The organism is Burkholderia sp. BCC1644, assembly GCF_902833225.1.
Lineage (GTDB): Bacteria > Pseudomonadota > Gammaproteobacteria > Burkholderiales > Burkholderiaceae > Burkholderia.
In genome coordinates this window covers 59507-82240 of record NZ_CADFEI010000024.1, presented here as the reverse complement: position 1 = coordinate 82240, position 22734 = coordinate 59507, and the positions used below count along the sequence as shown (strand labels likewise).

The following is a 22734-nucleotide window of genomic DNA, read 5'->3' as shown; positions in this document are numbered from 1 at the left end:
GGCAGGAAATATTGAGGTTCGGGGGCGTCGATGGAAGAATTGCTGCCGTATTACGAGCGCGAATTATCGTTTTTGCGGCGCTATTCGCGAGATTTCGCCGAACGCTATCCGAAGATCGCGGCGCGGCTTGCGCTGTCCGGCGAGCATTGCGAGGATCCGCACGTCGAACGGATGATCGAGTCGTTCGCGCTGCTTGGCGCGCGCATCAACAAGAAACTCGACGACGACTACCCCGAATTCACCGAGGCGCTGCTGGAAGTGCTGTATCCGCACTACCTGCGGCCGTTCCCGTCGTGCTCGATCGCGCAGTTCACGCCGGCTTCACCCGGCCAGCAGACCGAACCGGTCGTGATCGATCGCGGCACCGAGCTTAAGAGCCGCCCGATCCGCGGCGTGCAGTGCCGGTTCCGCACCGCCTACGACGTGACGCTCGCGCCGATCCGCATTTCGGAAGCCCGTTACACGCCGGTCGCGCTCGCGCCGAGCGCGACGGTGCTGCCGTCCAACGCGACGGGCGTGATCTCGATCACCTTCGAATCGCTCGCCGCGCAGCTCGATCTCGGCGCGCTGAAGCTGTCGACGCTGCGCGCGCACCTGCACGGCGAGCAGTCGTTCGTCGCCGCGCTCACCGATTGCCTGTTCGTCAACGTGCTCGGCGCGTATGTCGAGCCCGAACGCAACGGCCGCTGGACCGCGCTGCGCAAGCTGCCGATCGCGCAGGCCGGCTTCGGCGAAGACGACGCGCTGATCGACTATCCGGCGAAATCGCATCCCGCGTACCGCCTGCTCACCGAATACTTCGCGTTTCCCGACAAGTTCGATTTCGTCGATTTCGATCTCGCGGCGATCGCGCGCGCGTCGGGCCGCTGCCAGCGCGCGACGCTGCATCTCGTGCTGCAGGATGTGCGCAGCGATTCGCACGTCGCGCGGCTGCTCGAACTGCTGACGCCGAGCCATTTCCGGCTGTTCTGCACGCCGATCGTCAACCTGTTCCGCCAGCACGGCGAGCCGATCCGCATCACGCATCGCGCGGTGTCGTACCCGGTGATCGCCGAGGCGCGGCGCGCGTTCGCGTACGAGGTGTACTCGATCGATTCGGTGAAGCTCGTCCGGCAGCAGGCGCATGAAGAGTCGGTGATCGAGTTCCGGCCGTTCTACTCGCTGCATCACGGCGAATCGGCCCGGATCGGCCACTACTGGTTCGCGCGCCGCAACGACTGGGTCGCGCAGAAGAGCCCCGGCTACGAAACCGAGATCTCGATCGTCGACATCGACTTCGAGCCGACGTCGCCGCAAACCGACACGCTGAGCCTCGACCTCACCTGCACGAACCGCGACCTGCCGGCGATGCTCGCGTTCGGCCTCGAGGGCGGCGACCTGTTCCAGGAAGGCGGTGCGCAGACGAGCGGCATCTCGCTGCTGCGCCGCCCGACGCAGAGCGTGCGCTTCGAGCGCGGCCGCGCCGCGCACTGGCGGCTCGTGTCGCATCTCGCGCTCAATCACGTGTCGCTGGTCGCGCACGGCCTCGCACCGCTGAAGGAAATGCTGACGCTGTACGACCTGCGGCGCACGGCCGTGTCGATGCGCCAGATCGACGGCCTCGCGGGTGTCGAGCAGCGCGGCGCCGTGCAGTGGCTGCCCGGCAAGCCGTTCGCGACCTTCGTGCGCGGCATCGAGATCCGGCTGACGATCGACGAGGAGCATTTCGTGGGCGCGAGCCTCGCGTCGTTCGTGCGCGTGCTCGACAGCTTCTTCGGGCTCTACGTCCACCTCAACAGTTTCGTTCAACTAGTCGTCGTGTCGAAGCGCACCGGCGAGGAGATCATCCGATGCAAGCCCCGAACCGGCGAATCGATCCTGGCGTAGTCGATGCGCTGCTCGACGAGCCGCACCGCTTCGAGTTCTTCCAGGCGGTGCGCGTGCTCGAAGGGCTGTTCGCGCGGCAGGCGTCGGATGCGCCCGGCGCATGGCGGCAGGGCGACGTGGTCGCGCAGCGCATCGAATTCCGCAACACGCTGTCGCTCGGCTTTCCGCCGAGCGAGATCGAAGGCGTGCGTTCGTTCGACGACGACGGCACGCTGCTCGATTCGGGCGAGCAGCGCGGCGCCGCGCTCGCAGCCGGCGAACTCGGCCACGTCGAGCTGACACCCGCGTTCTTCGGGCTGCTCGGCGGGCAGGGCGCGCTGCCGCTGCATTACACCGAGCAGATCGTCGCGCGCGAGCACCTGCGGCGCGATCACGCGGCGCGCGCGTTCTTCGACGTGTTCTCGAACCGCGCGACCGCACTGTTCTACGCGGCGTGGAAGAAATACCGGCTGCCGTTCCATTACGAGCTCGACCGCGACGAGCGCTATCTGCCGCTGCTGCTCGCGATCGCGGGCGTGCCGAGCGACGAGGTGCGCGACAGCCTCGCGGCCGGCTCGGGCGGCGTGCTCGACGAGGCCGTCGCCGGTTACGCGCTGGCCGCGCGGCACCGGCCGATGTCGGCCGCGTACCTGCAGCGCGCGCTGTCCGATTACTTCCGCGTGCCGGTGAAGATCGACCAGTTCGTCGGCAAGTGGTACGACGTGCCGCCCGACCAGTTGAGCGTGCTCGGCGAAGTCAACGCGGTGCTCGGCGCGACGGCGCTCGTCGGCGAACGTGTCTGGCAGCGCGACATGCGCGCACGGATCGTCGTCGGCCCGCTGTCCAAGCGCGACTACGAGGCATTTCTGCCCGGTGGCGCGCAGGCCATTGCGCTCGAGCGGATGCTGACGCTGCTCGCGGGCGTCACGCTCGAATACGAAGTGAAGCTCGTGCTGAAGCGCACCGAGGTCGGCGCGAGCGTGCTCGGCGCGGGCTCGCGGCTCGGCTGGGATGCGTTCCTCTGCACGCGCGACGCGATCGAGGACCGCTCCGACGCACGCTACGAACTGCACGTGATTCACTGATTCCGAACGACAACAACACGCAATCGAACCTGAGATCGACGCCATGAGCACGCCTCTGAAGACCCTGATCACGAAACTGAACCCGCTGTGCCGGCACGCGACCGAGCGTGCGGCAAGCGCGTGCCTGGCGCGCGGCCATTACGAGGTCGATCTGGAGCACCTGTTCCTCGCGTTGCTCGAGGAGCCGGCCGGCGACCTGCCGCTGGCGCTGCGCGCGAGCCGTGTCGATCCGCATGCACTGCGTGCCGATCTCGAGCGCGAGCTGACGCGCCTGAAGACCGGCAACACGCGTACGCCGGTGTTCTCCGTGCACCTGATCGCGTTGTTCGAGCAGGCGTGGCTGATTGCATCGCTCGATTCGCAGCTCGGCCGCATTCGTTCGGGGCACCTGCTGCTCGCGCTGCTGACCGCGCCCGATCTCGCGCAGTTCGCGCAGCGGATGTCGTCGCAGTTCGCGGAAATGAACGTGACGGACCTGAAGCACAAGTTCGACGAAGTCCTGGCCGGGTCGAGCGAGGCCGAGCCGCGCCAGGGCGAGACGGACGACGGTGGCGCGGTGCCGGCCGCCGACGGCGCGGCGCCCGTGGCCGGCCCGTCGAAGACGCCCGCGCTCGACACGTACACGACCAACCTCACGCAGCGCGCGCGCGACGGCAAGATCGACCCGGTGATCGGTCGCGAAGCGGAGATCCGCCAGGCGATCGACATCCTGATGCGCCGCCGCCAGAACAACCCGATCATGACCGGCGAGGCCGGTGTCGGCAAAACCGCGGTCGTCGAGGGGCTCGCGCTGCGGATCGCGGCCGACGACGTCCCGCCGCCGCTGCGCGGTGTCGCGCTGCACGTGCTCGACATGGGGCTGCTGCAGGCCGGCGCGAGCGTGAAGGGCGAGTTCGAGAACCGCCTGAAGAGCGTGATCGACGAAGTGAAGAAGAGCGCGCATCCGATCATCCTGTTCATCGACGAAGCGCACACGATCATCGGCGCGGGCGGCCAGGCCGGCCAGAACGACGCGGCGAACCTGCTGAAGCCGGCGCTGGCGCGCGGCGAGCTGCGCACGATTGCCGCGACGACGTGGAGCGAATACAAGAAGTACTTCGAAAAGGACGCGGCGCTCGCGCGGCGCTTCCAGGTCGTGAAGGTCGAGGAGCCGAGCGAGCCGCTTGCCGCTGCGATGCTGCGCGGGATGTCGGGCCTGATGGAAAAGCACTTCAACGTGCGGATCCTCGACGGCGCGATCACCGAGGCCGTACGCCTGTCGCACCGCTACATCAGCGGCCGCCAGCTGCCCGACAAGGCGATCAGCGTGCTGGACACCGCGTGCGCGAAAGTCGCGCTCGCGCACAGCGCGACGCCGGCGGCGATCGACGATACGAAGAAGCGGATCGAGCGGATCGATGCGGAAATCGCGTCGCTGGAGCGCGAGGCGGCGGGCGGCGCGCCGCACGACGAGCGGCTTGCCGAGCTGCGTGGTGCGCGCGACACGGCACTCGAACAACTCGCGAAGGACGATGCGCGCTACGAAGCCGAGCGCGCGATCGTCGCCGAGATCACCGAATTGCGCGATGCGCTCGACAAGGCACGCGGTCCGTCGGAAGACGGCCAGCCGGTCGACGTGCAGGCCACCCGCGACAGGCTCGGCGAACGCGTGGCCGCACTGCATGCGTTGCAGGGCGGCGAGCCGATGGTGCCGCTGCAGGTCGACGGTCACGTCGTAGCCGAGATCGTCGCCGCGTGGACGGGCATTCCGCTCGGCCGGATGGTGAAGGACGAGATCGACACCGTCCTGAACCTGCAGCCGCTGCTCACCGCGCGCGTGATCGGCCAGGACCATGCGCTCGACGCGATCGCGCAGCGCGTGCGCACCGCGACCGCGAACCTCGAGGATCCGAACAAGCCGCGCGGCGTGTTCATGTTCGTCGGGCCGTCGGGCGTCGGCAAGACCGAGACGGCGCTCGCGCTGGCCGACATCCTGTACGGCGGCGAGCGCAAGATGGTCACGATCAACATGAGCGAGTACCAGGAAGCGCACAGCGTGTCGGGCCTGAAGGGCTCGCCGCCGGGCTACGTCGGCTACGGCGAAGGCGGCGTGCTGACCGAGGCCGTGCGCCGCAACCCGTATTCCGTCGTGCTGCTCGACGAGGTCGAGAAGGCGCACCCCGACGTGCTCGAGATGTTCTTCCAGGTGTTCGACAAGGGCGCGATGGACGATGCGGAAGGGCGCGAGATCGACTTCCGCAACACGCTGATCATCCTGACGTCGAACGTCGGGTCGGCCGCAGTGATGCAGGCCTGCCTGAACAAGCCGGCCGAGGAGCTGCCCGATCCGGACGCGCTCGCCGAGACGCTGCGCCCGCAGCTGTACAAGACGTTCAAGCCCGCGTTTCTCGGGCGGATGAAGGTCGTGCCCTACTATCCGATTTCCGACGACGTGCTCGTCGAGATCATCGAGCTGAAGCTCGAACGGATCCGCCGCCGGATCGAGGCGAACCACAAGGCCGCGTTCGAATGGGACGAGTCGCTCGTCGAGGCGGTGCTCGCGCGCTGCACCGAGGTCGATTCGGGCGCCCGCAACGTGGACCATATCCTGAACGGAACGCTGCTGCCGGAGATCGCGGGCCACGTGCTCGGCCGGATCGCCGACGGCGAAGCCATCGCGCGCATCGCGGTGCGCGCGGACGAGGCCGGCGAATTCGCGTATACCGTCGAATGAGCGCGGCCGCGCAACGCCCAAGCATTGATGAACTGACCGAACCATGCCGATCAATCTTCCCGAGCTGCTGACGCCGATCAGCGACGCGTCGCCCAGCGGCGACGACCTGCTGTTTTCGAACGAATTCGACGCGATCCAGGACGCGCGGCGCTACGACGATCCGACGCTCGACCAGGGCGAATGGGTGACCGAGATCAAGGAGGCCGACTGGGGCTTCGTGGTCGACCATGCGGGCGAATTGCTGCGCACGCGCACGAAGGACCTGCGGCTCGGTGTGTGGCTGACCGAGGCGCTGGCGCTCGAGGACGGCATTACCGGCCTCACCGAAGGTTATGCGCTGCTCGAGGGCCTGTGCCGCGAGTTCTGGGACACCGTGCACCCGCTGCCCGAAGGCGAGGACACCGAATACCGGCTCGGCAACGTCGCGTGGCTGTCCGGCCGTACGGCCGAGCTGTTGCGCGCGGTGCCGATGACGGACGGTGCGTCGAACGCGTTCAGCACGCTCGACTGGGAAGTGGCGCAGCACGTCGCGCAGGCGATCAAGCGCGACCCCGATCACGCGGACGACATCGCGCGCGGCAAGCCGTCGCTCGACCAGATCGATTCGTCGCGGCGCATGACGCCGATCGCGTTCTACACCGCGCTGCTGGCGAACCTGAAGGCGTTCGAATTCTCGCTCGATGCGTTCGAGGAGCGGCTTGTCGAGCGCGCGGGCGATTCGGCGCCGAGCTTCCGGCAGGCGCGCGACGCGTTCGAGACCGTGTACCGGCTCGCCGAGCGCTTTGCGCGCGAGCAGGGCTATACGGTTAGCGCACCGCACACGCCGGCGGCGCCGCAGGCGCAGCCCGAGCGCATCGAGCCGGTTTTCGGCAATTCGATCCAGACCGAGGAGACCCACGTGCAGCAGCAGAGCGCTCCGCGTCCTCCGGTGACGCAGATGATCGCCGGTATCCAGAACCGCGCGCAGGCCGTCGACCAGCTGCGTGCGGTCGCGCGTTATTTCCGCCAGACCGAGCCGCACAGCCCGGTCGCGTACCTTGCCGACAAGGCAGCCGAATGGGCCGACATGCCGCTGCACAAGTGGCTCGAGAGCGTCGTGAAGGACGACGGCTCGCTGTCGCATATTCGCGAGCTGCTGGGCGTGCGGCCGGACGAGCAGTCGTGACGGCGGTACCGCGGCAACGCGTGTGACACGCGTCCGCGGTACCGTTGTGCCGCGAGAGCAGCGCTTTTTCCTGAGAGCGCGTGCCCCGGCGGGCCCGCGGCAGACAAGAAGATGAGTGACGCATGAACGTGACAGAACTGGCGCAGGCGATTCGCGGCGGCCTGATCCAGCAGGACCGCCTGCTGAAGACCGACATTCCGTCGTTGCCGAACAATGCGCTCGTGCCGCGCCGGGTCGTGACCCGTTCCGAACTGGGGCGCGATTTCAGCGTGACGCTCGATCTCGTGTCCACCGCGAGCGACGTCGAACTCAAGACGCTGATCGCGCAGCCGATGACGCTGTGGATCCAGCAGGCGAACCGGTCGTATCTGCCGATCAACGGCTATGTCCATACGGCGCGCCGGCTCGGTGCGGACGGCAGCCTGTCGAGCTACCAGCTGAGCTTCGCATCGTGGATGCACTTCCTCAGGTTCCGCAGTGACATGCGGTACTGGCAGGACAGGAGCGTCGATGCGATTCTCGCCGACGTGTTCGACGCGCATCCGCAGGCCAGGGGCCAGTATCAGTTCGCGCTGTCGAAGCCGCTGCCGTCGCGCTCGTACTGTCGCCAGAGCGAAACCGACTGGAACTTCGTGCACCGCCTGATGGAGGACGAAGGGCTGTTCGGTTTCTGGCGTCACGCCGACGATGGCAGGTCGCACATGCTCGTCATTACCGACGATCTGCACGCGGTTGACGAACTGTCGCCGAAAACCGTCGGCTTCGATCGCGCGGGAGCGGGCACCGAGACCACCGGCTTCACGCAGTGGGCCGCATCGCGGACCTTGCAGAGCACGCTGCACACGACGCGCACCTTCGACTACAAATCGCCGTCGTCGGCGGGCAGTCCGAACGGCACGACGCTGCCGACCAAGGCCGGGCAGGGCGATTTGCCGGACCAGGCCGAAATCTACGAATACACGGGCGCCTACACGTATCCGGGCCAGGATCGCGGCGAACATCTGTCGAAGATCCGCCTGGAGGAATGGGAGTCGCGCGCGAAGCGCTTCTTCGGCGTGGGCGGCGTGCGCGGGATCGATGCGGGCCGGCGTTTCACACTGGCCGATCATCCGGCGCACGACGGCGATCCGCAGGGCGATCGCGAGTTCGCGGCGATCGGCGTGACGCGGTACATCGAGAACAACCTGCCGCTCTCGGACCACGACGCGCACTTCCCGCACAGTCTGCAGGACCGGCTCGCGCAGGCCAAGGCCGGGCAGGGGGCAGCGGTGGCGTTCGAGGTCGGGCACGACGACGGCTCGGCAGGGTTTTATCTCGTCGAAGTCGAAGCGCAGCGTGCCACCGTGCCGTATCGCAGCCCGTTCGAGCACCGGAAGCCCGTCATGCAGCTCGAGACGGCCGTCGTCGTCGGGCCGAAGGGCGAAGAGGTGTATACGGACGAACTGAACCGGATCAGGGTCATGTTCGTCTGGGACCGGCAGAACCAGGGCACCGAAACCGCGTCGTGCTGGATGCGCGTCGTGCAGTCGGATACCGGCGGCGGCTACGGGGCCGTCCATATTCCGCGGGTCGGCGAGGAAGTGCTGATCGGTTACATCGGCGGCGACTGCGACCGGCCGATCGTGATGCACCGCGTGTACAACGGGGCCGCCAAGCCGCAATGGCATAGCGACGGGATCCTGTCGGGATTCCGCTCGAAGGAGTACGCGGGTTCCGGTCACAACGAGATGGTGCTCGACGACGCGACCGGGCAGAACCGCGCGCGCCTGTTCAGCAGCAGTGCGAATTCGCTGCTCCATCTCGGTTACCTGATCGAACAGAGCGGCAACACGCGCGGCGCGTATCTCGGCTCGGGTTTCGACCTGCGTACGGATGCGTACGGCGCCGTGCGTGCCGGGCAGGGCCTGTACGTGACGACGCATCCGAAGCAGGCGAACAGCCAGCCGCTCGATGTGAAGGAAGCGCAACAGCAGCTCGTCAATGCTGAGGGGCTGATCGAGTCGATGTCGCAGATCAGCGAGTCGCACCAGGCGGCCAGTCTCGACGACGGTCACGATGCGCTGAAGACGTTCACCGACGCGACGCAGGAGAGCGCATCGGGTGCGTCGTCGGGCGGGCGGACCGCCGGCGGCGGGACCGGCAATGCGAACGCATTCAAGGAGCCGGTGATGCTGTTCGCGGGCCCGTCGGGGATCGGGATGGCGTCGCAGCAGTCGGTGCACCTCGCGAGCGACCGGCAGACCAATATCGTCAGCGGCCAGAGCACCTTCATCACGAGCGGCAAGTCGCTGATCGCCGGTGTTCGCGATCGCATCAGCCTGTTCGTGCAGAACGCGGGGATGAAGCTGTTCGCCGCGAAGGGCAAGGTCGAGATCCAGGCGCACGCGGACAACGTCGAGCTCACCGCGCAGAAGACGCTGAAGATGGTGGCGGCGACCGAGAACGTCGACGTGGCCGCCAAGCAGGAAATCCTGCTGACCTCGGGCGGCGCGTATATCCGGATCAAGGGCGGCAACATCGAGATTCACGCGCCGGGGAAGATCGACTTCAAGGGTGCGCAGCACGAGTTCGCCGGGCCGACGAGCATGCCGTATCCGCTGCCCGCGATGCCGGGCGGCACGTGCAAGCAATGCGTGCTGAACGCGCATAGCGGCCGCGAATCGATGGTCGAGGCGGATTGATGGACGAAGTCAACGACACAGACGGCGCCGTCGTCCCGAACGATATCGCTGACGCAGCCGAAATCGTCGATGCCGCGCCGAATCCGCGCGAGCCTGAATGGCCGGCATTCCTGGAGACGCTGAAGACGGCGCTCGAGCGCAAGGCCGACGACGGCCGGGCGATGCGGCTTTACGCGCTTGTCGATACGCGCGGGTATCAGGAGCTCGACACGCAGCTCGCAGCCGTGCGCGGCCTGCGCCACGCGTCGCTCTGGACCGACACCGGGCTGGATGCCTATACCGATATCGCGCCGTACCTGATCGCGTTCGACCGTCAGGTGCTCGACGACGGGGATGCCGAACAGCATCGTGTGCTGCGCCAGCTGTGGCTGGACGCGGTCGATCTGCATGCGGTGACGTGGTTGTGTTCGGCGTGGTCGTTCGATGCGCTGGATGCGCATTTGCGCCGTTACGTGAAGTACGCGCTGCCGAACGGTCGCGCGTACTACCTGTTTTTCTTCGACAACCATGTTTTCGGGCGACTTCGGCGGGTGTGGAGCGACACGCAGGCGCAGCAGTTTGTCGCGCCGTTCGGCGAGATCCGCTATCGCGACCGGCGGCTCGACGAAGTCGTGTGGCGTAACGATGCACCGGCGATCGAAGGGGCAATGACGGCGGGCGATGCGCCGGGCCTGAGCGAACGGCAGCATGAGCAGCTGATCGAGCTCGGGTATCCGGACAAGCTCGTGCTGAAGTTTCGGGAGACGATGGCGGCGGCGGTCGATCACCTGTCCGATGTGCAGCTTCACGACCAGGTCGTCGGGCAGCTCGATCGTGCGGCGGCGCACGGGATCGTCGACGAGGTCGGGCTGCTCTGTTATGTCGTGACCGGCGTGCAGGTCGCGCCGCGGTTCGACGAACATCCGGCCGTGAAGTCGCGCCTGGAAGCCGCGTCGCGCGGAGAAACGAGCGTCGATGCGGCGCTGGCATCGATCGACGATGCCACCTGGGATGCGATTCGCGATGCGCACGAGCGCGCGTTGCTGGAGGCGCGTGGTGATGTGGCGTAGGTCCGGGGTGGCGGTGAGCCTGCTTGCGGTGGCTTCGAGCTTGAGTGCGTGTGGCAAGTCGGAGCCGGTGTATGGCGGGATTTCGGTGATCGCTCACAACTATCTGCCGTACAACCTGGATGGATTTACGATCGCCGATGCTTACGGAAACAAGGCGGGTGGTGGGAATAGCTTGCCGGGTGGCGGAGGCGGGGTGACTTGTTGCTACAAGCTCCAGGGTACCGAGTTCACGGTCAAATGGAACTATGTCGACGTCGACCAGTGGCACAAAGGCAACGAGGAAACGCTTCATGCCGAGGCAAGGGCCGTGATGTCGTCGGCCCAGATTCCGGAAAAGATCGGTGACCGAATTCTAGAAGTGCACTTTTACCCGGATCGTCACGTCGAGCTGCAATTTCCCGGTGCGCTGGCGGATGCATCGCGCATTCCGATGGTCGATGTGTCGCGCTGGATGTCCAGCCGCTATCAGGATCAGTTGAACAAGCGGTACGACGAACGCGAAGATCAGCAGTTTCGACGCATCGTTCGTGTCGTAGCAACGGCATGGCTGAAATACCGACTCACGGATCTCGATGATCTGGAGCAGTACGCTTACTACGACTTGCTTGTGAACAACCGATTCGATGCGCATCCCGAGGTTCAGCGCCTGCTGCAGACGGCTGCCGGCAAGCCGGGTACGTTTGCGAAGTCGATGCCGTCTCTGCCTAAGAGCGTGCAGTCGGCGCTGGCGAGCGATAGCTTCGAGCCGGTGGTTGTCCCGGTGATTGAGGACGGGTTACTGCCGCCGCCGCGTGTGCCGGAGGTGCGGCATGGCTGAGTCGGGCGGGTTCGATCCGGGGCGCGGTCTGGCGCGCGTCGACATCGCACGCAGGACGGCGTTGGCTTGCCTGTTGTTCACGGCTGTGACGGCGTGCGGCAAGTCGGAGCCCTCCTATGGCGGGATTTCGGTCATGGGCCGGAATTATCTGCCGTACAACATGAGCGGCTTTACCATTACCGACGCGTACGGGAACAAGGCGAGTGGCGGCGGTGATGATCCGCCGGGTGCGGGTGGCGGGAGCGTGACATGCTGCTACAAGCTGAAGGGGACGGAATTTACGGTCAGGTGGAAGTACTACGACGCAGATCAGTGGACGATGCAGGACCCGCACATGCAGCAGAGCGAGACAAAAGTCGCGATGCCGCTTGCGGCGATTCCCGAGGAAGTCGGCGGCCGGGTTCTCGAAGTGCATTTCTATCCCGATCGTCACGTCGAGCTGCAGTTCCCGGGTGAACTTCTGGACGATTCGCGTGTTCCGATTGTCGACGTTTCTCGATGGATGGCCGCTTGCTATCAGGCGAGGCTCGACGAGAAGTTTCACGACACCGACGGGCAGTCGCATCGGCGTATTGCTCGCGTTGTCGCCGGTGCGTGGCTGAAATACCGCCTGACCGATCGAAGCGATCTCGAGCAGTACACGTATTACGCCTTGCTCGTGAACAACCGATTCGATGCGCATCCCGAGGTTCAGCGCCTGCTGCAGACGGCTGCCGGCAAGCCCGGTACGTTTGCGAAGTCGATGCAATCGCTACCGAAGAGCGTGTTGTCCGCATTGTCGAACGACGCGTTCGAAGCGGTTGCTGTGCCGGCGATATCCGGTGGTTTGTTGCCACCGCCACGTGGATGATCGTGTCGGATGCGATTTGCGATGTGGACGGGAAGGATTGATGAAACGTGGACGTCGGTGCGAGATGGGTACGCGACGACGGAAATATGCGCGGCGCATTTGGTGGTCTGTGTCGCCAAGAGCATTCGGATGATTGCGGTCGATGCCTGTATGACGTGCCGGGCGCGGTTCAGAAAGGAAACATCAATGAGTAGAGCAATGAGATTGTCGAGTCTGGTACGTCGTGTTCTGGCAGGGGGCTTGCTCGTGGTGGCCGTGACCGCATGCGGGAAGTCTGAGCCGACCTACAGCGGGATTTCGGTTATTGGCCGCAATTATCTGCCGTACAACATGAGCGGCTTCACGATCGCTGACACGTTTGGAAATACGGCGAGCGGCGGGGGGGACGACCCGCCGGGCGCGGGGGGCGGTAGTGTCAAATGTTGCTACAAGCTGAAGGGCACGGAATTTGTCGTCAAATGGAATTACTACGATGTCGACCAATGGCACAAAGGGAACAAGCAGATGTTCCATGCCGAGACGAAAGTGTCGATGCCGCAGTCCAAGTCGCCTGACGATGTGGGGTCGCGGATTCTCGAAGTGCATTTCTTTCCGGACCGGCACGTCGAGTTTGAGTTTCCCGGCAAGATGCTTGACGACGCGCGACTGCCCATCGTCGATGTCGTGAGGTGGGCGAAGCAGTACCAGACGCAACTGGACAAGCGATATGACGAGCGCGAGGATCAGCAGTTTCGACGTATTGCTCGTGTCGTAGCGTCGGCGTGGTTGAAATACCGTCTGACCGACAGTGATGATCTGGAGCAGTACACATACATGAGTCTGCTCGTTAACAGCCGGTTCGATACACATCCAGACGCTCAACGTGTCTTGCAGGCCGCTGCAGGTCAACCCGGAACCTTCGCGAAATGGGCGCAGTCGCTGCCGAGCAACCTGCGGCTGGCGTTGACGAACGGCAAGTTCAAGCCGGTGGCCGTGCCGGCAATCGCTGACGGCTTGCTGCCGCAACCTCGCGTAGAGGAGAAACCGCATGGCTGAGAAAATCAAGCTTGACCCGGACGACGCAACACCGATGTCGGTGTATGCGCAAGTAACTTCCCGGAACGCGAACCTCTATCCGAAGGGGGATTGCATGCCTTGCGGGGCGACGATTCGCATGGGTTTCTTCTTTGACGCGTTTGGCCGAAATGCCGATCTCGACGACAAGGCAAGTTCCCGGTACTCGAATATCTGTCGTTTGTGGGAGGCTCATCGCGATAACGACGATTCGCGTCGGCCGGTCAATCAGTTCTGGTACCGCTTCTATTATTCGGGATTGGGCACGCCGCTGAACGAGTCAGCCAAGTCCAACGCTTGGGTCAATGCTGGTGTGGCGGCTGCGAAGATGGCGGCCAAGAAGGCGCAGAGCGCCGCGACGGCGGTCGGCCAGTCATTCACGCGTGTCGATACGTCGATCAAACAGGCCAGTGTGAAAAAGCGTGTCGACAACGTGAAGAAGCAGTTCCTCGAAGGGGATTTTTCGCTTCGACCAATCGAGAAGGCGTTCGAGGACCTCAGGAAGGATATCGAGCACATTCCTGCTCAGGCGCGGCGTGTCATGAATGTATTGAATGCATCGCCTGAACGATACTGGGAACGGACCAAGGCTACAGGAACGCTGCTGTGGCGCAACGCCAAGAATGACTTCAAGAACAATGTCAAGGGAACCCCCATGAAGGCAGCGTGGGCGGTTGCACGCAGCCTTTTCGTTGGCATTGCAATGGAGAACGTGCCGATCGTGCGCGACAATTCCGTCATGGCTGAAGCCTTCGGAACGGGTGTCGATACCCGATTGATCGCAGCCAAGGACCAGTTCGAAGCTGCGTACAAAGCCGTCAAGGCGCATATGTCAAAAGTTCGCGTCATTGAGGTATCGGTGTTTGGCGCGGACCGTGGATGTGTGCTCGCACGCGCGTTCATCAATGATCTGGCACAGAAATACAAGCGCAGGGACGATACGGATCTCGCAATTGACGGTGTATCGATTCAGATCAAATTCGTCGGTCTGCTCGACGCCGTTTCGTCAGTCATGTCGGAGGAGGCTGGCGAACTGATCGGCATGGTGCCGTATCTTGGAATGATCAAGACCAGCTATAAGGATCGCCCTCTCGGCATTCCTGCCAGCGTGGAGCGCTGTGTCCATTTTGCCGCAGCGCATGAGATGCGCTTCTATCAGCGTCTCGACAGTCTTGAGAAAACCCGTGGGGAACAGTTTCTCTACCCGGGCACGAGTTGCGACGTCGTGGGTGGTGCTCCAAATGGTTCGCTCGGCTTGAATGCCGAACTGATGCGGATACCTTTGCGCGACATGCTGATGGAGGCGCTAAAGGCTGGCGCGGTCATGGATACGATGGAGGATCTCTATCTCTACAAGAACGATACGTTCGACAGGTTCACGATAGCGCAACCTATCAGCTGCGACGGCAAGCAATACCGTATCAAGAAGCTCGTCGACGCATATACCGCACTGGTTCCTCGTGCGGCCGGCGTCGATTTTGTTGCACATTCGAAAGTATTCATGCGTTGGATCGCGGTCCGCTACCTCGATCCCGAGTTCCAACGCACGATGTCCGACCCGGTCGCCGACTGGAAGCGCAACATGACCGACGCCGATCTGCAGCGCAAGACGGCGAAATCGCAGCTCGACTGGGAACTGCAGCGGCAGGGCATCAACATGAGCATGCTGGCGAGCCGCAGCCCGGCCGATCAGGCGAAGCTGCGGGGGATGAAGGCGGCCAGCGATGCGGCACAAAAGCGCTACGAGAAGCTGATCGCGGAAGCGCCAAAGGACTACACGACCGTGTGGGAGCGCCTTCACAAGGAGTCGGAAAAGATGCTGCGTAACGCGTCCTACCAGGACGGCCTGAAGAAATCCGCAGAACGAATCCGGAACATGCCGGACTCGTGGGATTCGAACAACAAGGCAAGCGCGGACGCCGTCGAAGCAGCCATGCTGCCCGAACCCCAGATGGAACTCGTGTCGGCCTGGAAAGAAGGGATCGAAGGCAAGCACCCGCTTCCGCCGGACGTGATGGCGCTGTTCGACATGCTCGTCCACGACACGTTGCTGACGAGCTGGCAAGACCATGTGCTGGCACCGTCGCTGTACTTCCGCACGCGGGACAAGGACGAATTCGGTTCGAGCGATCTAGCCAAGGAGGCGAAGCAACGCCAGAAAGACGATCGCGTCGCCGCCCGCATCGACCAGGCTGCCAAGCAGAGCCAGGAATGGGCGAAGAGTTACAAGGGGGGCGCGACGCCTCCCATTCATTGACTGTCGATAGCCGCCCATGAAAAACGGGCGGCGACATGCCTGTCGCCGCCCGCATCGGATCGCCCGCCAGCTCGCGATGAGCCGGCCGCAGGTCTTACTGCCCCACCCGGAACTCGATCCGCCGATTCCGCGCCCGTCCATCCGCCGTGTCATTCGGCGCGATCGGCTGATCCGGCCCGACGCCCGTCGTCGTCATCTGCTGCGGCGGAATGCTCTTCGTGATCAGGTAACCCTTCACCGCGTCCGCGCGCGCCTGGCTCAGCGCGATGTTCGACGTCCGGTTCCCCGAGTTGTCGGTGTGGCCGATGATGTCGACCGTGCGGTTCTGCATCTTCGCGAGCGCGGTCGCCATCTGGTCGAGGATCAGCCGGCCCTGCGGCGTCAGCGTGGCGCTGCCGGTCTCGAACTCGATCGTCCGGTTCGCGAGCGTCTGGTCGAGCACGCCCTGTTCGGACGCCGACACGCGCAGCCCGTTCCTGATCGTGTACGTCGGGTTCAGCGTGTTCGCCATGTCGCTGGCGAGCTGCTGGCGCTGCGCTTCGTTGTGCACCTCGCCCTTCATCTCGATCTGCGTGCCGTTGATCTTCAACTGGCCCTTGCTGATCTGCTTGAGCTGCGCGCCGAGCAGCTTCTGCACGTTGGCGCTCCAGTTCGGGGGCGTCGCGACGTCGCCGACCTCGATCTGGTCGACGACGTTCGTCGCGCCGTAGGTATCGCGCAGTTTCTGCAGCACGGCGGCCTTGGTCGCCTCGTCGGGCACCTTGCCGCCGACGACCACCTGGCCGGGCGTCGCGTTCGCGGGCGGCGGCGTGACCGTGCCGGCCGTGCCGTGCACCACCGTGCCGGATGCGGCGCCGGCGTTCGGGTTCGACGACGGCAGCGCGGTCGTGGCGACCGTGCCGTTGCCGACCGGCGTGACGGTGGCGCCGGTGTTCTGCGCGAAGGCCGCGCCGCTGGCGACGAGGCCGGCGGCGAAGAGGGCGGCGAGCGCGGGCGAGAGGGCGACCGAAAAACGGGTGCGCCGGGCGTGAATCGTGCGATGCATCCCGTCAGCCTCCGATGAACGCTTCGCGGAACGCGTCGATGGCGACGCGCAGCGAGAGTTGCGGTTGGTCGAGGTAGCTGACGAGCTTGCTGATCTGCTGATCGTTTTGCGCATGGGCGTCGATCCACTCGGGATCGTCGATGTCGATGTTGTGGGCGGCGTAGGTCTGCGGGTCGACCACGCTCAGCAGCGTCTTGGCCGACGCGCCGTTGAAGCCGATGACCAGCCGTTCGCGCTCGGCGATCGTGCCGATGAAGATCGCGAGCTCGAAGTCGGCCTGCGCGACGAACGGCGCGATCAGTTCGAGCCAGAACGCGGCGACGAGGCTGCGGTAGAACGGATCGACCGGCAGCGGCAGCGTGAGGCCGCGTTCGATGTGCGACGAGCCGCTCTGCATCACCGGCCGCAGCAGCGATCCGAGCGCGAGCATCGCGCCGCGCAGCCGCACCGGATGACCGCTTTCGAGCAGCATCTCCTGGAGGCCGTACAGCGACTGGTGTTCGACGAAATCGTTGAAGGTGCCGTCATGCGACGTGCCGGGGCCGCCGACGTCGATCGGCACCTGCGTGTCGCCGAGCGCCTGCAGCGCGCCGGGCGGCTCGTCCTTGCCGAGCAGCGGCGGGATCTGCGTGGCGACGCGCGACCACAGCCGTGCGAACGCGAGCGGGCTGCGCGCGAGGAACGCGAGCGGCCGGTCGACCTCGAGCGCGGTTGCGCCGAGGAACGGGAAGCGGCGCATCGATACGTCGTGGCTCGCGACCATGTGGCCCGCGATCGCGAGCTTGCTGCGCGAGCCGAGGAACGCGAAATGCATCGGCTTCGCATCCTCGTAGACGATCTTCCAGCGCGGATCTTCCGCGAGCAGCTCGAGCGCCTGCGCGATCCAGCGGTCGAGCGTCTGCAGCAGCTGCGGATTGTGCGCGCTCTTGACGAAGTCGCCGCGCGACGGAATCTTGCCGAAGTAGGCGATTTGCGCCTGAACGGTTTGCGTCATTGCGCCCCCTGTGCATTCGTTGCGTTGGCGGCCGCGACGGCCGGCGCGGCCGCCGGCGTACCCGTGCCGGCGGACTGGGTCGCGTTCTGCGCGGCGCCCGCGCTTGCGTCGGCGACCGACGACGGCAACTGCAGGCCGCGCAGGCTCTGCTGCTGCGGCTGATCGCTGCCGCCACCGCCGGACGGTTGCGACGTGCTGATGATGCGCATCGTCACCGACACGTTCACGCTGCCCTGCGCCCACGTCAGGTCGAAGGTGCCGTCCGGACGGCGCTTGCGCTGCGCCGAGTTGATCAGCTTCTCGAGACCGTAGCGGCCCGGCTCGTTGACGAGCTGCACCGTGCGGCCGTCGAAGGTCGTCGCGGACAGCGTCGCGCCCGGCGAGCCCTGCGGGTTCGGCCATACGAAGTTGGTCCACTGCGGCGGCGTGTTGCGGTAGCGCAGTTGCTGGCCGTCGATCGCGATCGTGTATTCCGTCGTGCCCGTGCTCGGCTGCGGCAGGATCTGGAACACGGTCTGCGGCTCGGACGATGCAGCCGCGCTGCCGGCGGCCCCGCCTGCGAGCGGCGCGACCCAGCGTGCGAAGCCGTTCGTGAAGTCCGGCGTGAGCCCGATGCCCATGTCGCCCCACGTGCGGGCGGCGAGCGTGTCGCCGCGGCGCACCGCGAGCGGCCCGAGCGTGGTGCCGACGAACTTCGCGATCGAGCCGTCCGGACCGAACACCTGCGCGATCTCGCCGGCGCCGGCTTCGATCTTCGCGCTCGCCGCGAACGGGTACTTCGTCGCGAGCGAGTTCTGGAACGGCTGGTAGACCTGCGCGTTCCACACCTTGTTGACTTCGGCGCTGGCCGGCTGGATCACGACGGCGAACGCCTGCATCAGCGGCCGCACGAGCAGCGGACGCAGCGACTTGCGTTGCGAATCGGTGAGGCCCGTCAGCATCTGCTCGTCGACGAGCTTCAGCGAATCGGCGAGTTCCGAACCGTTGCCGTCGAGCGTCTGCTGCATCAGCTGGCGCGCGCCCGGGCCCGGGTCGCCCTGGTTCTTGATCACGTTGAAGCGGGTACGGACCTTCGACAGCGATTCCATGTAGCCCTTGAGCATCGACGTGCCGTCATGCGTCGCGACGATCCGCGCGAGCCCGATGAACTCCTGGCCGATCGGACCCATCGGCACCTCGGCCGGATTGCCGTTGATGTCGATGTTGGCGGCCGCCACCTGGCCGGCCTGCGAGCGCGAGAACAGTTGCTTGACCCAGTTCACGACGCCCGTCTGCGCCTTCTTGATCGTCACGTTCGCGAGCGACGGGTTGTCCCACGACGTCTGGTCGTACGCGGTCTCGAGGATCTTGCGGATCGGCGAATCCTGCGGGTCGCCGAGGCGGTTCATCCCGTCGACGGCCTGGCCGAAGCTGCTGAAGCCCTGCACGGCGATGCCCTGCATGAACTTCTGCCAGTGCTGCGCGTATTCGGTCTTGTACATGCCGACGAGCGTCTTCTGGATCTGCTCGGGGCTGCCCTCGAGCGTCAGGTCGTCCTGCGTCGACGTGTTCAGCACCCAGTCCTTCGCCTGCAGTTCCTTGGTCGCCGCATCGCGGATCGCCGGCTGCACGTAGTCGAACCACGCTTCGCGCGTGAACGTGCCCGGAATCGCGTAGCTGCCCGCCACGAGCGACTGGTTGCCGTCGCCGACGATGCGCGCGATGGTCATCGGCGCGAAGCGGGTCGACGCGCGTGCCTTGATTTCCTCGTAGACACGCTGGCGGGCCGGCATGCCGCGCACGACGCGGCGCAGGTTCTCGCGGGTCTGGTCGACGAGCGCGAGGTTCGCGTCGATCATCGGCCAGTCGTTGTCGTTCACGCGGGACAGGTAGAACGAGATCATGCGCTCGGCGCTCTTGATCATCTCGTCACGCGGCATGTTGCCGCGATTCGTCTCGAGCCAGCCGCGCCAGAAGCGCGCGAGCTGGTCGGTCAGGTGCGCCTGCTCGACGTGACGCTTGTCGGACAGCATCAGGTACGTCTTCAGCGCGTTGTACGCGTCCTGCACGTTGGTCGGCGACGCGTCGCTGTAGAGGCCGCCCTGCGGTGCGGCCGGCTGTTGCGCTGCGGCGGCCGGCGCGGCGCCGGACGCGGCCAGTGCGGCGCCGGCCATCGGCGCGGCGCCTGCCGCGTTCGTCGAGACCGGAATCGCGCCACCCTGCACGGCGCCCGATTCGGGCGGGCGCGTCATCGGCACGAGCTGTTCGGGATGCGCGTTCACGTCCTTCATGAACGACGCGAGGTTCTGCGACACGGGGGCCAGCAGGATCTGGCGCACGCCGTTGTAGTACTCGGTCAGCAGGTGCTGCTCGAGACGGTCGCCCTGGTACAGGCCGAGCGACACCGACAGCGGCTTGTCGCGGCGGAACTGCTCGAGCTGTTCGATCCGGTCTTCGAGGATGTCCATCGCCTGCAGGCGCGACTGCAGGTCGTTGCGGCCCTGCTGCAGGCGCGTGACGTTGTCGAGGTCGGCCTGCACGTTCGACACGAGCTGCTGGTTGCCGATCGTCGACCAGGTCCAGCCGCCGAGCGCGATCGCGAGCGCCGCGACGAAGCCGAAGAAGGTCGCGTAGCGCAGCCGCGTCTTGGTCGGGCTCGCGAACTGGCGTACCGTCTGACGGTCCGCGAAGATCACCTTCGAGAACAGGTCGCGCAGGAAGAAGCCGTTCTTCGAGAAGGCGCTGTGCGGTTTCGGCAGCGCGGTTCCGTCGAGGCCGAAGCGGTGCGCGATGCGCTGCGCGGCCGCGCTGTTGGTTTCGCCTTCCTGCAGCGCGCTGGTGAAGTAGAAGCCGCGGAAGATCGGCTTGTACTGGAACGGGTTGTTCTCGAACAGCGTGGCGAGGAACGCGCGCAGCGACGGCTTGATGGTCGAGAATTCGAGCGGGAAGCTCAACTGGCCTGGCGACAGCTGGTTGCCGCGCGACAGCGACAGCTGCGCGACGCTGATTTCCTTCAGCCCTTCGTAGAGTTCCTCGAAGTGCGTGTCGAACTGCGCGACCACGTCGCGCTTGTCGTCGGGCTCGTAGGGCAGGGTGGCGCCCCACACGCGGTCGTACTCGTGCTTGTCGCTGCTGCTGAAGAATTCGGTGAAGCCGGTGATCAGGTCGGCCTTCGTGAACATCACGTAGACCGGCGCGAACACTTCCAGCTTTTCCGTCAGCTCCTGAACGCGCTGACGGAGGTTTTTCGCGAGGTTGATGGCGAATTCGGGACGGTTGCCGGTGAGTTCGGCGATGCTCGCGGTGACGATGATGCCGTTGATCGGCGCCTTCGGACGATAACGCTTGAGCAGGCCGAGGAAGCCGAGCCACTCGCTGCGGTCTTCCTCGTGCACCGAATAGCGGCCGGCCGTGTCGAGCAGGATCCCTTCGGTCGTGAAGAACCAGTCGCAGTTACGCGTGCCGCCGATACCGTGGATCACGGCGCTGTTCTTGTCCGCGAACGGGAACTGCAGGCCGGAGTTGAGCACCGCGCTGCTCTTGCCCGCAGCCGGGTTGCCGATCACGATGTACCACGGCAGTTCATACAGCGCGGAGCCGCCCGACACCTGGCCGATCTTCGACGTCTTGATCGTCTTCACCGCATCCGACAGGCGCGTGCGCAGCACGTCGAGGTCGGCGGTCTTCGAGTCGGGGGCGAGCGCGGCGGCGGCGGGCGCGGCGATCTTGCCGGTTTCCGCCTGCTCTTCGAGCACCTGGCCGAGCTGCTGGTTCGCGCGCTTCACGCGCCAGCGGCGCCACAGCGCGACGACGAGCCACAGCGCGAGGATCGCCGCGAACGCGATCGCCGCCCACAGGAGCGGCAGCTGCAGCATGTCGGCGACGATGAAGAGGATCGCCGCTAGCGCGACGATCCCGACAATCGAGAGCGTACGCGGATGAGTCAGCACGTTGAGGATGCGTTGCATAGGACGTTCAGGTTCCGGTGCGATTCGGTGAGGCGACGCAGGCGCGTCGAGCGGCAAGGGTGGCGCCGCGATGTGTCGCCATGCTGTCAAACGGGATGAAGGGGGCTGGCATCAATGCGCCCGCGGCATCGGAGAAGGCGCGCGCATTAATGAAAGGACGCTGTGAGATTTAAAACGGAAGCGGCGGCCGGAAAAAATCACGCACTGGAATGCCCGATTTTTTGCGTCGCCCATATCGTTTCCTGCCGGGATATTAAAAAGCCCCATGCCGCCCTCATTATTTCCTGTCCGGCAGCCCTGGCTAGCTGCCGCGTCCCAGTTTAAAACCGGGTTTATGGTATTCAACGTGCCCGAGATCCATCATTTTCCATCGGCCGCCCCAGGTCAGGCCGACTTGTTCGGCGACCTGGCCGTACAACTGGTAGCCGCGCATCGCCCAGGGATCTTTCTCGGAAATGACCAGCTTGCCGTCACGCAGGAATGCGTTGTCGGCCGCCAGCCCGAATTGGTGATAACTCTGGAAGGCTGCCGCGTTGGTCACGTTGCCGCCCATCGCTGCCAGCCGGTTCTGCCGTTCCGGGCTTCGGTACCCTTCCAGCAGCGCCATTTCATAACCGTGTTGTTCGTGCATGATCTTGTAGACCAGCAGCAAACGCGTACGGAAATCCGGGTCCAGCAGGTTCCAGTCGCGGCTCGCATCCTTCAGCGCCGGGCGTATCTGCTCGACTTCCTTGGTGGCGAAGACTTCCGGCGGCAGCGGTGGCGGCGGCACGAGCTGCTCGCCCTGCAGCAGCGCGGCGATCTTCTCGTCGGGCACGCGCGCCGTGTCGTCGTACTGGAACAATTGCCGGCCGCGTAAAGCAATGGCGACCAATGGCGGCGTCGCAAGAATACCTGCCGATACCATAATCATCAAGCGCCGGCGAACCAGTAAATTTTGCACATCGTTTAATGCGCCGCGCGTAACGCTTGCCGATTTAACAATCTGACTCCGCGTACGCGCGGCGCGATCGTTCGCACGGCGCGTAAGACGGCCGTGAAACTGGGCGACGGATTCGAAAACGGTCGCGCGGATACCCGGTAAAAGCAACAGTGCCGCAACCGCTACGGCAAGGGCGAAATAGGCGACGAGTGCGACGGCAATCAAAGAAATCCCCGGAAATTGGAATTGATTGTGTTTTGCAATGCTTGCTCTTAGAATCAGGCTGCTTCGAGAGGCCGGGCTATATTATC

14 protein-coding genes are annotated in these 22734 nt (G+C 65.1%); 10 read left to right on the top strand and 4 right to left on the bottom strand.

Annotated elements, in window-relative coordinates:
- Positions 1–30: 30 nt before the first annotated feature.
- The 10 genes from tssF to HWX87_RS33605 all read left to right on the top strand — a co-directional run bounded on the left by tssF (position 31) and on the right by HWX87_RS33605 (position 15515).
- Positions 31–1866, top strand: a complete 1836-nt coding sequence (gene tssF, locus HWX87_RS33650) for a type VI secretion system baseplate subunit TssF (RefSeq protein WP_176051198.1) — start codon at positions 31–33, stop codon at positions 1864–1866.
- A complete protein-coding gene (gene tssG / locus HWX87_RS33645) occupies positions 1830–2930 on the top strand; it encodes a type VI secretion system baseplate subunit TssG (RefSeq protein WP_176051197.1) in 1101 nt (366 codons plus the stop codon). The genes tssF and tssG overlap by 37 nt, the downstream gene beginning before the upstream one ends.
- Before the next feature lie 43 nt (positions 2931–2973).
- Entirely contained in the window at positions 2974–5643 is a 2670-nt protein-coding gene (gene tssH, locus HWX87_RS33640; RefSeq protein ID WP_176051196.1) for a type VI secretion system ATPase TssH, read from the top strand.
- 43 nt (positions 5644–5686) lie between these two features.
- Entirely contained in the window at positions 5687–6808 is a 1122-nt protein-coding gene (gene tssA, locus HWX87_RS33635; protein ID WP_176051195.1) for a type VI secretion system protein TssA, read from the top strand.
- A 122-nt stretch (positions 6809–6930) separates the two neighbouring features.
- Complete coding sequence (locus HWX87_RS33630; RefSeq protein ID WP_176051194.1) at positions 6931–9489, top strand: type VI secretion system Vgr family protein; 2559 nt, start codon at positions 6931–6933, stop codon at positions 9487–9489.
- Positions 9489–10538: a DUF4123 domain-containing protein gene (locus HWX87_RS33625; RefSeq protein WP_176051193.1), complete on the top strand. Its 1050-nt coding sequence runs from the start codon at positions 9489–9491 to the stop codon at positions 10536–10538. The genes HWX87_RS33630 and HWX87_RS33625 overlap by 1 nt, the downstream gene beginning before the upstream one ends.
- On the top strand, positions 10528–11355 hold the full coding sequence (locus tag HWX87_RS33620; RefSeq protein WP_176051210.1) for a DUF3304 domain-containing protein: 828 nt from the start codon (positions 10528–10530) through the stop codon (positions 11353–11355). Before HWX87_RS33625 ends, HWX87_RS33620 begins: the two co-directional genes overlap by 11 nt.
- A gap of 133 nt (positions 11356–11488) precedes the next feature.
- On the top strand, positions 11489–12205 hold the full coding sequence (locus HWX87_RS33615) for a hypothetical protein (protein ID WP_244137806.1): 717 nt from the start codon (positions 11489–11491) through the stop codon (positions 12203–12205).
- A 198-nt stretch (positions 12206–12403) separates the two neighbouring features.
- Positions 12404–13240, top strand: a complete 837-nt coding sequence (locus HWX87_RS33610; protein WP_176051208.1) for a hypothetical protein — start codon at positions 12404–12406, stop codon at positions 13238–13240.
- Positions 13233–15515, top strand: a complete 2283-nt coding sequence (locus tag HWX87_RS33605; protein WP_176051192.1) for a DUF2235 domain-containing protein — start codon at positions 13233–13235, stop codon at positions 15513–15515. The genes HWX87_RS33610 and HWX87_RS33605 overlap by 8 nt, the downstream gene beginning before the upstream one ends.
- Before the next feature lie 94 nt (positions 15516–15609).
- Here HWX87_RS33605 and HWX87_RS33600 read toward each other — a convergent pair whose 3' ends face one another.
- From HWX87_RS33600 to HWX87_RS33585, 4 genes are all read right to left on the bottom strand, one after another.
- A complete protein-coding gene (locus HWX87_RS33600) occupies positions 15610–16560 on the bottom strand; it encodes an OmpA family protein (protein ID WP_176051191.1) in 951 nt (316 codons plus the stop codon).
- Between the two features lie 4 nt (positions 16561–16564).
- Entirely contained in the window at positions 16565–17554 is a 990-nt protein-coding gene (tagF, locus tag HWX87_RS33595) for a type VI secretion system-associated protein TagF (RefSeq protein WP_176051190.1), read from the bottom strand.
- Positions 17551–21501 (bottom strand): type VI secretion system membrane subunit TssM, encoded by a 3951-nt coding sequence (gene tssM / locus HWX87_RS33590; protein ID WP_176051189.1) that lies wholly within the window; start codon positions 21499–21501, stop codon positions 17551–17553. Before tssM ends, tagF begins: the two co-directional genes overlap by 4 nt.
- A gap of 301 nt (positions 21502–21802) precedes the next feature.
- Complete coding sequence (locus HWX87_RS33585; RefSeq protein WP_176051188.1) at positions 21803–22648, bottom strand: M15 family metallopeptidase; 846 nt, start codon at positions 22646–22648, stop codon at positions 21803–21805.
- Between the last annotated feature and the right edge of the window lie 86 nt (positions 22649–22734).

Bases quoted from the DNA above. Each gene is read 5' to 3' on its own strand.
- HWX87_RS33610 (WP_176051208.1), top strand. From the start codon at position 12,404: ATGAGATTGTCGAGTCTGGTACGTCGTGTTCTGGCAGGGGGCTTGCTC.
- HWX87_RS33615 (WP_244137806.1), top strand. From the start codon at position 11,489: ATGGGCCGGAATTATCTGCCGTACAACATGAGCGGCTTTACCATTACC.
- tssM (WP_176051189.1), bottom strand. From the start codon at position 21,501: ATGCAACGCATCCTCAACGTGCTGACTCATCCGCGTACGCTCTCGATT.
- HWX87_RS33605 (WP_176051192.1), top strand. From the start codon at position 13,233: ATGGCTGAGAAAATCAAGCTTGACCCGGACGACGCAACACCGATGTCG.
- HWX87_RS33630 (WP_176051194.1), top strand. From the start codon at position 6,931: ATGAACGTGACAGAACTGGCGCAGGCGATTCGCGGCGGCCTGATCCAG.
- tssF (WP_176051198.1), top strand. From the start codon at position 31: ATGGAAGAATTGCTGCCGTATTACGAGCGCGAATTATCGTTTTTGCGG.
- tssG (WP_176051197.1), top strand. From the start codon at position 1,830: ATGCAAGCCCCGAACCGGCGAATCGATCCTGGCGTAGTCGATGCGCTG.
- tssH (WP_176051196.1), top strand. From the start codon at position 2,974: ATGAGCACGCCTCTGAAGACCCTGATCACGAAACTGAACCCGCTGTGC.
- tssA (WP_176051195.1), top strand. From the start codon at position 5,687: ATGCCGATCAATCTTCCCGAGCTGCTGACGCCGATCAGCGACGCGTCG.
- HWX87_RS33625 (WP_176051193.1), top strand. From the start codon at position 9,489: ATGGACGAAGTCAACGACACAGACGGCGCCGTCGTCCCGAACGATATC.
- tagF (WP_176051190.1), bottom strand. From the start codon at position 17,554: ATGACGCAAACCGTTCAGGCGCAAATCGCCTACTTCGGCAAGATTCCG.
- HWX87_RS33600 (WP_176051191.1), bottom strand. From the start codon at position 16,560: ATGCATCGCACGATTCACGCCCGGCGCACCCGTTTTTCGGTCGCCCTC.
- HWX87_RS33620 (WP_176051210.1), top strand. From the start codon at position 10,528: ATGTGGCGTAGGTCCGGGGTGGCGGTGAGCCTGCTTGCGGTGGCTTCG.